Below are 10,820 nucleotides of genomic sequence, written 5' to 3'. Positions count from 1 at the left end.
GAGGCGACACTCGGGTCCTGGGCCTGCGCAACCTCAGCCCCCGGCACGAAAACGGTCCACCGACTCCGTCGGCGGACCATCAAGAAAGATCGAGGCTAAGGCCAATGCTGTTGCTTTACGGGTCTGCGGGTTGGGGTCGTTGAATGCGGATGGCTCGGGTGCCGGTGTGGGTGGGCTGGGGCCAGGCGTGGTGTTCGGCCCGTTTGAGCCGGTAGTTGGACATCTTGCGTTTGACGACGCGGGGCTGGCTGCGCAGCCGTCTGGGTGGCAGGAGGCGTTCGAGCAGGTCGTGCTGGAGCTGGACGAGGGCTCTGACCAGCAGCTCAGGGGGAAAAGCTGCCCGGCGTAAGGGTCACGCTGCGCCGGGCGGAGCGCAGGGTTTCGGTGAAGGAGACCCGGTCGGCGTCCAGGCCGCGGGTGGCGGCGGTTCTCACGATCAGCTCGCGCAGCGCGTGGTGGACCAGCAGATGCGCCCAGATCTGCTGCAGGACGCCGTCGGGCGTCTTGCTGCTCAGCACGGTGCGGGCGCCGCGCTGATGGGTCTTGAGCTCGGCGAAAACGGCTTCCGCCTCCCAGCGTTCCTGGTAGAGCGCGGCCAGTTGGCGGGCGGCATATCGACGGGCGTCGAGCAGGGTGGTCACCAGCCGGTAGTCCTCGCCTTCGCGGGCGGTGCCGTGCAGCTGATAGGCGACCACCCGCACCGTGACCGGCTCTTGGTGTGCGCGGTCGGTGGAGGCGTGGATGCGGGAGAGCCAGGATCCGTCCCGCAACTGTCGCTCGACGGGCAGGACCCGGTTGGCGGGCACCCGCCACAGCAGGTCGGCGCCGCTGTCGGTGAAGGCCCGCCACAACGGCACGCCGAGAAACTCGCGGTCTGCCAGCACCAGTTCTCCGGGCCCGCAGGAGCGCGGCAGGCGGCCCACCAGGGTGACTTCGCCGGTGCGGCAGCCGTCCAGCTCCGCGTCCAGGACGAGGTGGGTGCCCACCTCGATCAGACAGGCCATCCGCACCTGGGGAAAGGAGGACTTGTCGTGGCCGCGGCTGTTTCCGGGGCGGCCGAAGGCAGCCTCGTTGGCCGCGCTGTCGGCGACGTCCCAGCAGGTGCCGTCCACCGCCAAAAGCCGCAGCCCCCGCCAGAAACAGCCCGGAGTAGCCTCGGTGCCCATCGGCTTCGCGGTCGTGGCGAACAGCACCCGCAGCGGCTCCGCGCCCAGGCGTTGACGGGCCCGGAACAGCGACGACTTCGCCGGGATGCGCCACTCGCCCAGCAGCCCCTGACCCCGCAAACCCTCGACCAGGTGCCGCATCACCTCCAGATACGGCGCCGGCGAGAACAGGGCAAGGGCGAGCACGAAGTACACCACCAGCCGGGCCGGCAACAGACGTCTGCGCTGCTCTGCGCGACCGCAAGCGGCCACCACACGATCCACCAACCCGGGCCGATACACCCAGGTCAGCAGCCCCAAGCCCAATAACTCACCCACGTCTGCAGACACCCGCACCACCCCCGGGAAGCACTACGCAGCAGCGTACGCCCGCAGTTAAAACAACGGCATTGCGCCTAAGGCTTGTCCCGCAAGTCCCGTGAGGTCTTTCGACGGCTTTCTCAGGGGTGGTACAGGACCTCGCGGCTACTCTGTAGGCCTTCGTGCGGATGGCGATCTTTGGGGGCCCGGTGGGACGCAGCAGGATGCCTGTGAAGAACTTGGGCGCCAGCGAACTGTGTCTCTTCATCGAACCGTACGGCGAGGACTACTGGCTGGAGCCTGGAGAGGCTTTTACTGTCAGGCCGGAGGCCGAAGGGATGGACGTCTGGTTCGACACCTACGTCTCGACGGACTGCATCACCGTGTGGCTCTACGAGGACGGCGACCCCACCAAGGTCGTTCTGGACTACGCAGTCGTTGATGCCGACGGCGCCCGGCTGGATTGCGGACATCAGCGGCCTCTGCGGCGGGCTGTCCCTGATCCGCCCTGACCTGGTCTGTCTCTGCTTTGATCACCCGGTCAGGGCGAGGTTGTGCAGACGGGCGACGCCGAGCATGGCGTGGTGGACGCCGTCGCCTTTGAGTCGGCAGTCCCGAAGGATCTTCCAGGTCTTCATGCGGGCGAAGACATGCTCGACGCGGGCACGCACCTGTTTGTGGGAACGGTTGTTCCTCCTTCCGGGCCGGGAGGTCGGTCTGCCCACGCTCCCGACAGTGCGGGATGACGAGCCCGGTGCCGGGACAGCCGCCGTCGGCGATCGTGATGGTCCGACCGACGGCGGCTTCGGCACCAGATTCGGCCCATGCCTTGCAGTCGTTGCGGTTGCCGGGCAATGGCCGGCCGACCACGACGATCAGTCGAGTGTCCGCGTCGATGACGACCTGATGGTTGGGGGAGTACCGGTAGTTCTTCGAACGCTCGGCGATGGTGTGGTCGTGGGTGGGGACCAGGGTGCCGTCCACGATGAGCACGGTGTCCTTGGCGAACCGTTTGCGGGGCCGAAGAGCGAGCATCGGCCCCACGTGGGCGATGATCCGGTCCGCCGCCGACTTCGAGACCCCGAACAACGGGGCCAGCTGCCGCATCGTCAGGTTGGCGCGCCAGTACGCGGCGACCAGCAGCGTCCGTTCCTCCAACACAAGGCTCCACGGCCGGCCCCTGCGGACCGCGTCCGCACCCGCGCGACGCAGTACCGTCACCAGCGCCCCGAACTGCCGCGGGCTCAGCCCGGAGAACGGGGCTATCCAGGACGGCTCCGACGCCGTGATCACACCAGTCACACCAAGATCATCTCAGCCTCTCTATCATCCGTTCCATAGAGATGAGCACCGATGAGGGGGCCGATAGAGATGACCGCAGCACGCATGGCAGCCGCCGTGCTGGCCACATGGGCCACGCTGATCTTGCTGCTACTCGCGCCGTCGCCCCTGCCAGAGCACTGGCGCTACTACATCTACTCTCCGGCGAGCGTGGGCCTGTGGATGCTGACCATGCTCGTCGCCCCTGTCGTGGTCTGCATCGTGAAATGGCCATGGATCAAGTCGGGCGACAGGTGAACCTCGACCTGCATACGAGCCCGCGGACTACCCCTTTACCCTGATCGGCAATTATGGGACGGCCCTTAGGAGTATTCACAGGCCGCCGTCGAACGCGGACCGCACTCCCCTGACCGAGCAGCCGGCTTCGGGAGCTGTTCACAGCCCCGACCATGTGACATCGGACGGAACCCCAGACACCGCTGAGGCGCGACGATCCGCTCCTCGAACCATTTCCGGGGCGTCGCGTTCAGGCGGGTGGGCGCGGTAGTTCGTCGAGCAGAGAGGCGAATGCTTCGGTCGCCTGTGAGTCGATCAAGGGGTGTATCCGGTCCACCCAGTCCTGCGGCACAGGCTGTCCGGCCAGCTCCCATTGGCTCAGAACCACGGCGAGAAAGCGCTTGATGAAGTCGGTCGCGTCAGGGTCGAAGTTGTACAACGCCGCCCGTACCGCATCCCGGTGCACGGTGGAGAAGTCGCCGCCTGTGCTCCACAGCCGCATCAGGAGCCGGACGGCGGAGACCGCCTCTCCGTCGGACAGGGCCACATAGCTGGTGAGTGCCAGACCGAGGTCGAGCTCGTTGAGCGCCTGGGCCATGTGCAGCAGCGCGTCGGTTTCCATGTCGCAGCGTAGGTAGGCGTCCTGGGTCACATCGTTGGGGCTGGTGAACATCCAGCCTGTGTAGCGCCGAGAGTCGGTCCCGGGTCCACGGCCGTAGATCCAGTAGGGGTCCACGGTACGGGCGTCGTCGGTGCTGACGACCGGAGGCCATACCGACCCGAGGTCCGGGCCCTCGCTCAGCCGGACGGTGATCATGCGCCGTTCCCCGTCCCAGGCCCGCTCCAGCCGTAACCGCTCCGCCAGCGCCCGCCACTCCTGCGCGGACAACTGTGAGTCCAGCAGCAGCATCGTGTCCCGCCAGGCTCCGATGGGATCCCGTGCATCGGGGAACAGTTCGTGCCCCGGCACCTCCTCCGACACCACCAGCAGGAGCAGCAGCAGATTGGCGCAGTAGTAGGCGGGGGCGGCAGGAACAGGACGCCGACGCGGCTGGTAGGAGGAGTAGGCGGAGACGGTCCGGTACTCCAGGGACTCGTGGAACAGGGACAACAGCAGTCGGCGCAGTTCCACGCGGTCGTGCGGGGGCAGTGACTCCCTCAGGAAGGTGACCACCGGCCCAGGCCCCGCGCAGGCGGCGAACGACAGCAGCGCGTACAGGAACGAGTCGTCGGTGCGGGAGCGCCTGGCCCGCCGGGCCTCCGCTCGCTCGTTGGCCAGCAGATCCTGAAGTTCGCGCGCGATGAGCCGTGCGACCAGGAACTCTCCGAACGTCGCGTGCAGGAACTCGTACGACCGCAGCCGTACGTCGTCGCGGAACGCCTCCGCGCGGTGGATGAAGAAAAACCGGCCGAGCGTGGTCTGCGCACCGCTGAGCGCAGCCCGCAGTCCCACGGGGGCGGGTGCCCGTTGCGGCAGCAGCACCTCCAGGTCTGCCTCCAGCTCGTCCTCGGTCACCCACTGCCGGCCCCGGTTGAACATCCCGAACGCCGCCACCGAGAGCCGCAGCAGTTCGTACTCGACCGCGTGAGCCAGATCCTCTTCTGCCAGGCGTGCCTCGTGCTTGAGTATTTCCCGGCGCGCGAACCGGTCGAGCAGCCGCTGATACAGCTCGAAACCGGCGAGCGTGCCCGATTCCCGCTGGTAGGCGTTGTCCTGTGCGTCGTACAACGCCAGCATCAGCAGCAGCAGCGGCTGGCTCGCCAGGTCGGGCTGGGCAAGAGCTCGATCGGCAGTGAGCGGACGCAAGCCGTGACGGCTGAAGTAGGTGGCGTTCTTGCTGTTCCACAACTCCAGCCACTGCCCGGTCTGCGCCGCGCTGAAGGGTTCGAGCCGGATCGCGATCCCGCCTGGCGTCAGCCGCGCCCGGTCCGCGACGACGGTGCGGCTGGTGACGACGACGGCGAGCGGACGGCCGAGCGCGGCCTCGCGCTCCTGGAAGTTCGCCACACGCTCCAGGTAGTCGGACTGGTGCAGCCCGGTCGCCTGGAGCAACTCGTCGAACCCGTCGAGGAGGACGACCGGCAGCGCAGGGCCGGCCGCGCGGACGACATCCGCCCAGTCCATGGTCCGCTCGCCGGTGGCCTGCCGGATCGCCGTTTCGATCTGGTCCTGCACGCCGGCGTCGGCGGGTACGTCCCGCAGCGGAACCCGCACCACCAGGAAGTCCTCGGCCGGCAGCCGGGCCGCGAGGATTTTCGTGAGCAGCGACTTGCCGGAGCCGGGAAGCCCTAGCAGCAGGACTGGCACATCCACCGCTTTGGGAGCGGTCAGGAACCCTTCCAAGAACGTGTCCAGGCCACTGCGCACCTCATGGCGACGCCACCACGCCTCACTCGTCAGCCGCTCCGCCGCGCTGAACCCCGCCACCCGGAAATCCGCGCTCACATACGCCTCACGCAGGCTGGGGATCGTCATACCCGCCGTGGTCTCCTCCGCTCCCAGGACCGGCGCCTCCAGCGGCAGGGTCCCGGCCCGGCGCAGCGCGACGAGGCGGCTGGCCGGAAGGACTCCGTCCGCAAGCCGTGTGACGGTTTCCTCCACATGACGCACCGCAGCCCTGGTCGCCCTGTGGTCGATGCGATCGGCCCAGATCCCCACGTCCGGGAAATCTGCGGCGAGTTGACGGAACATCTCCTCGTAGCAGGTCAGCGCGGTACTCGGAACGTCATCGCGGAGCGTCGCGCACACCTCCTCGCGCTCTCTGGGGGTGAGCTGGTCCCAGAGTGCCAGGCCGGAGACATAGGCCTCCATGTGCCTGGACATGGAGGCATAGAAGCCTCGCAGTTCGGCCAGGGTTGCCTCGTACGGCTCGTGCGGCGAGGGCAGCGGCAGGCTCGAACGCAACAGGTGATCAGCGATGGCGGCCAGGCGCCGGGACTCGGGGGCCTCGCCGGTGGCGAAACGCGCCGAGTCGCTCCGCGTCAGGGCGAGTTCCCGCACTTTCCAGGGCAGCCGCACCTGCTCCATCGCCTCGCTGTAGGCGGCTACTACGATGATCGCATGAGCGGCGGCCAGACGCTCGGTGCGCTCGAAGCGGCTCAGGCCCTGAATCCGCTCGGCCGTACCTGACACCAATAATCGGCTGAAATGGGACAGCTGGGCCTCTGTCCCGAAGAGGGAGAGGACCAACTCGGGCGCCGGCCCGACGGCGGTGGTGAGGGCGCCGCCCACCACGTGGTCAAGCGCATCGACGATCGGCCCGCTTCCCCCGAGCAGCCGCACGGCATCGGCGTAACGCAATAATCCTGGCACGCTCCCCACCCCCTCCGAAGGCACCCTGCCCGCTTCGGCGCCGAGCAGAACCACGGCCCCGTCTTCTGAGGCTCCGAGGTCGCTGGTGGGCCTCCGTCGGTGTGACAGATCGCTTCTGCGGCCTTCACATCTGACGACAGGTATGGAGCCCCGCTCGCGGTGCGTTCGGGGTGTGCCGCTTCATGTACCGCATGTTGGTGCGGGACAGAGCACAGGCGCATCAGGCGAAGCGGGCGCCGTGCAACGGTCCGGCTGTGTTCGCGTTTGCAGGACGTACCTTCACCGCTTCGTGAAGGTGCTGGTCTGCGTCCATGCTCCCGACAACACCGATGCGCCGCCAATTCCTGTTCCCCGGAGGGCTGGTGAGCCTGCGCGGGGCCACGGGCATCACCGGAACCTGGACGCCGAATTCAGTGGCCCGGTACGGAAAATACGACACGTGATCGCGCTGACCAGGCGACATGGCGTTAAGAGGGGGAGAGTTTTCGTTTTCTTTGTTCCTTCTTCACGCTCACCCGCCGCTTCGGCGCACCCCTTTGGGATCCCCTTGCCGTTCGGCGACTCTTCGAAGCGGAAGGCACTTGAATTCCTTTGCCCGACGCGCGTGATCTATGCGCGGATTTGGCCGAATTGATGACTGCGGCGCGTGATTGACACGTACAGGTGCGCCGGGCTTTGATCCGCCCGGCTGTAAGGAGCCTGTGAACGCGAGGTGGGGACCAATGGGGTGGGGTGTAGTGCGTCGTGCTGTCGTGGCATCGGCGCTGATCGTGCAGGTGCTGGGAGCCACGGGCGCCCAGGCGTTTCCCGTGGCCCCGGCGGCATCCTCATCGGCGGCGGTGAGCAACGGCGGGAGTGACAGCGGACTTTCGCCCGAGGCGGCCGCGTCGCGACAGGCCGCGGAATCCGGCTCGCCCGTCGAGGTCGGCGCGGAGACGACGCCCACACAACTCGTCACGGCACAGCCGGACGGAACGTTCACCGTCGAGTTCGACCCGGCCCCGGTGCGCGTGAAGCAGACGTCGGGGTGGGCGGCGGTCGACACCGACCTGGAGACCACGTCGTCCGGCGACGTGGCCCCCAAGGCGGCCGCGGCCGACGTCACCTTCTCGGGCGGCGGCTCGCACCACCCTCTCGCGAGCATCACGCAGGACGGGAAGACGTACAGCGTCAGTTCGCCGTGGACGCTGCCGGCGCCCACACTCTCGGGCTCCACCGCGACGTATGCCGAGGTCCTGCCCGGCACCGACCTGGTGGTCCGGGCGACGCCCGACGGCTTCAGCGAGAATCTCGTCGTCAAGTCCCGTGCCGCGGCGGGGAACACAGCGCTGTCGAGCATCGAGTTCCCCGTCTCGGTCGACGGCGTCTCCGCCTACGACACGCACTCCGGCTCGGCCGCGTTCGTGGATGACCAGGGCAGGCCGGTGTTCACCACGGGCACCGCCCTGATGTACGACTCTTCGGCCGCCACCAAGCCGCCCGTGAACACCGCTGCGGCACCGTCCACAGCCACGGCACCGTCCGCGACCACGACGGCAGTCACAGCGACGACAGCCCCAGCTGCGGCAACGGCAACGGCAACGGCAACGGCCAAACAGGCGTCCTACACCCGCGCACCCGCCGCGTACGCCGACACCGCGGCCACGAGCGGCGACTCCACCGCGGTCGACGGCCCGGCCCCGGGCGCCAAGGCGGCCGTCATGGACGTGACCCTCTCGGACGACGCGCTGACCCTGAAGCCCGACCGGTCGTTCCTCGACGACCCCGACACCACCTACCCCGTGGTGCTGGACCCCCAGACGACCAGCGCGTCCCTCTCCGGCTGGACGACGGTGTGGTCCACCGCTACCGGCACGTCCTTCTGGAAGACCTCGCACGCGCTCGGCGTCGGCTACGACGCGTGGGTGGACAACAAGAAGGCGCGCTCGCTGTACCAGTTCGACACGCACACCCTGGGCGGCAAGAAGATCCTCTCGGCGACCTTCACGGCACTGGAGGTGTGGTCGGCGAACTGCACCGCGAAGTCGGTCCAGTTGTGGCGCACCGGCTCGATCTCGTCGTCGACGACGTGGTCGAAGCAGCCGTCGTGGTCCTCCCAGGTGGACTCCGTCAGCACGGCCAAGGGCTACTCGTCCTCCTGCCCCGGCGGAAACGTCTCCTTCGACGCCACCAGCGCCGTCAGCTACACCGCCGGCCAGTCGTCCTCGACGACCACGCTCGGCCTGCGGGCCGCCGACGAGAGCGACGAGATCGCCTGGAAGCAGTTCGCGTCGCCGTCGGACACCAAGCCCACTCTCTCGGTGACGTTCGTGTCCAAGCCGTCCACCCCGACCGGGGTGAAGCTGTCGAGCCCGAACCTGGCGTGCGCCACGACCCGCGCGACCGCCGCGGTGATCCGTGACGCGACTCCGACCCTGGCCGCCGCGCCGAAGTCGGCGGACGGTTCCCAGTCGACGCTGCGGCCCGACTTCGAGGTGTACCGGTACGACGCGAGCGTCACCGACCCGAAGGTCGGCTCGGGCAGCCCCTCGGCGTACACCGCCTCGGGCACGACCGGCACCTGGACGACTCCGTCGCTGACCAACGGGCAGACGTACTGGTTCCGCGCCCGCAGCGCGTACAAGTACTCCTTCGACGGCACCACCGGCTCCATGTACTCGTCCTGGACCGCGGGCTGCTGGTTCCGCATCGACACCTCGGCGCCCGTGCAGCCGGACGTGGACTCGGCGACGTACCAGGAGTGCGCGAGCCCGGAGAGCCCGGACGACTGCACGGCCTACGGCGGCGTCGGTGCCCCGGGCTCCTTCACGCTGAAGGCCAATGGCGCCGGCGACGTGGTCAAGTACACGTACCAGCTCAACGACAACGCGGTGCGGACCAAGACGTTCCCCACTGCGACGACCAGCTACACCCTCTCCCTCGCCCCCGACGTGCGCGGTGTGAACACCCTCACCGTCCAGACCTGGGACTCCGCCGGCAACGCCTCGACCAGCTACACCTACGTGTTCAAGGTCGCCCCCGGCGCGGGCCCGGACTCCCGGTGGTCCCTGGACGAGGGCACCGGCACCACGGCGGCCGACTCGATCGGCCAGAAGACGGCGACCCTGGCCGGTTCGGCCGCCTGGTCCGACCGGTCCCGGCTCGGGAAGTCCGTGCAGGGCAACGGTACTTCGGCTTACGCGGCCACCTCCTCCCCGGTGCTGGACACCACCAAGAGCTTCACAGTGTCCGCATGGGCCAGGCTGATCGGCACCTCCCACAACGCGGTGGCCGTGGCGCAGGCGGGAGCGAACGGATCGACGTTCGCGCTGTACTACTCGACCTCCTACGGGGCGTGGATCTTCAACCGGTACACGACCGACTCCGCCACGCCGACGATCGTCCGCTCGATCTCGGCCACGACCCCCGAAGTCGGCGTCTGGACGCACCTGATGGGCGTGTACGACGCGCAGGAGCAGACCATCCAGCTCTTCGTCAACGGCGTCCCGCAGGGCGACCCCGTCGCCTTCACCACGCCCTGGCAGGGCACCGGGGGACTGCAGATCGCGCGCGGCCAGGCCGGCGGCGCCTTCACCGACTACTTCCCCGGCCAGGTCGACGAGGTGACCGTCTGGAACCGGATCCTGTCCCAGGAGGAGATCGCCGACCTCCAGGCCATGACCGACGCGGGCACCGGGCAGGCCCAGCCGGCTCTGGCGGGGGAGTGGGGCATGGAGGAGACCTCCGGCACCACCGCCGCCGACTCCTCCGGCTACGGTCACCCGGCCACCGTCGCCTCCGGCGGCACCTGGACCACCGACACCGACGGCGGAAAGGGCAACATCCTCTCCCTGGACGGGACGTCGACGGCCAACGCCACCGCCACCGGCCCGATCGTCGACTCCCAGGGCGACTTCACCGTGGCGGCCTGGGCCAGGCTCGATGCGACGGCCCTGTCCGACACCGGCGTGGCCCACCACATGAGGATCGCCACCCAGTCCGGTGGCGTACGCGACTCCTGGGGCCTGTGGTACGACCAGGCGGCCGGCTCCGCCCAGGGCATGTGGGTGTTCGGCCGCACCACCGCCGACACCACCGGCGCCGCCGTCGTGAAGGTCCCCGCCACCACGGCCTCGGCGCAACTCGTCGACCCCGGCGACTGGACCCTCCTGACCGGCGTCTACGACGGCGCCCACCACCAGCTGTACCTCTACGTCAACGGGGTCAGGCAGGGCGCCCAGGGCGACACCGACACCGACGACGACACCGGCGACGGCGTCGTGTTCACCTCGCCCTGGCAGGCCACCGGCACCTTCAACATCGGCCGCGGGCGCATCAGCACGGGCGCGTACAGCGACTACGCGCACAGCCTCGTGGACGACGTACGGGTGTGGACGGGCGTCATGTCCGACACCGCCATCGACCAGATGTACGCCAACGAAGTGCCCATCCCGCTGTAACGGCGCCCGCCGCACGACGGACCGTCAGCGAACTCATCTCACACG

Annotated in this window: 5 protein-coding genes and 1 pseudogene; 3 read left to right on the top strand and 3 right to left on the bottom strand. The window is 68.6% G+C overall.

What is annotated here, in order from left to right; translation table 11 throughout:
- Positions 1-323 precede the first annotated feature (323 nt).
- Positions 324-1,484, bottom strand: coding sequence for an IS4 family transposase (locus tag ACZ7MG_RS43230; RefSeq protein WP_471396988.1), 1,161 nt, complete (start codon positions 1,482-1,484; stop codon positions 324-326).
- 206 nt (positions 1,485-1,690) lie between these two features.
- On the opposite strand from ACZ7MG_RS43230, the gene ACZ7MG_RS43225 reads away from it, so the two are divergent.
- Positions 1,691-1,978 (top strand): hypothetical protein, encoded by a 288-nt coding sequence (locus ACZ7MG_RS43225; RefSeq protein ID WP_471396985.1) that lies wholly within the window; start codon positions 1,691-1,693, stop codon positions 1,976-1,978.
- Positions 1,979-1,999: 21 nt separating this feature from the next.
- Here ACZ7MG_RS43225 and ACZ7MG_RS43220 read toward each other — a convergent pair.
- A pseudogene (locus ACZ7MG_RS43220) lies at positions 2,000-2,627 on the bottom strand (transposase).
- A 210-nt stretch (positions 2,628-2,837) separates the two neighbouring features.
- Between ACZ7MG_RS43220 and ACZ7MG_RS43215 the strand changes: the two are divergent.
- Entirely contained in the window at positions 2,838-3,044 is a 207-nt protein-coding gene (locus tag ACZ7MG_RS43215) for a hypothetical protein (protein WP_471396983.1), read from the top strand.
- Positions 3,045-3,273: 229 nt separating this feature from the next.
- Here the strand turns inward: ACZ7MG_RS43215 and ACZ7MG_RS43210 are convergent, their stop codons facing one another.
- Positions 3,274-6,336 (bottom strand): NACHT domain-containing protein, encoded by a 3,063-nt coding sequence (locus ACZ7MG_RS43210; protein WP_471396980.1) that lies wholly within the window; start codon positions 6,334-6,336, stop codon positions 3,274-3,276.
- 752 nt (positions 6,337-7,088) lie between these two features.
- Here ACZ7MG_RS43210 and ACZ7MG_RS43205 point away from each other — a divergent pair.
- Positions 7,089-10,775: a LamG-like jellyroll fold domain-containing protein gene (locus tag ACZ7MG_RS43205; RefSeq protein ID WP_471396978.1), complete on the top strand. Its 3,687-nt coding sequence runs from the start codon at positions 7,089-7,091 to the stop codon at positions 10,773-10,775.
- Positions 10,776-10,820: the final 45 nt, after the last annotated feature.

The sequence above is a fragment of the Streptomyces sp. NPDC107538 genome (assembly GCF_055657445.1).
Note: the sequence above shows the minus strand (reverse complement) of the source record. Positions and strands in the feature narration are given on the sequence as shown.

Excerpts from the sequence above, each read along its gene's own strand:
- ACZ7MG_RS43225 (WP_471396985.1), top strand. The coding sequence starts at position 1,691 with ATGCCTGTGAAGAACTTGGGCGCCAGCGAACTGTGTCTCTTCATCGAA.
- ACZ7MG_RS43215 (WP_471396983.1), top strand. The coding sequence starts at position 2,838 with ATGACCGCAGCACGCATGGCAGCCGCCGTGCTGGCCACATGGGCCACG.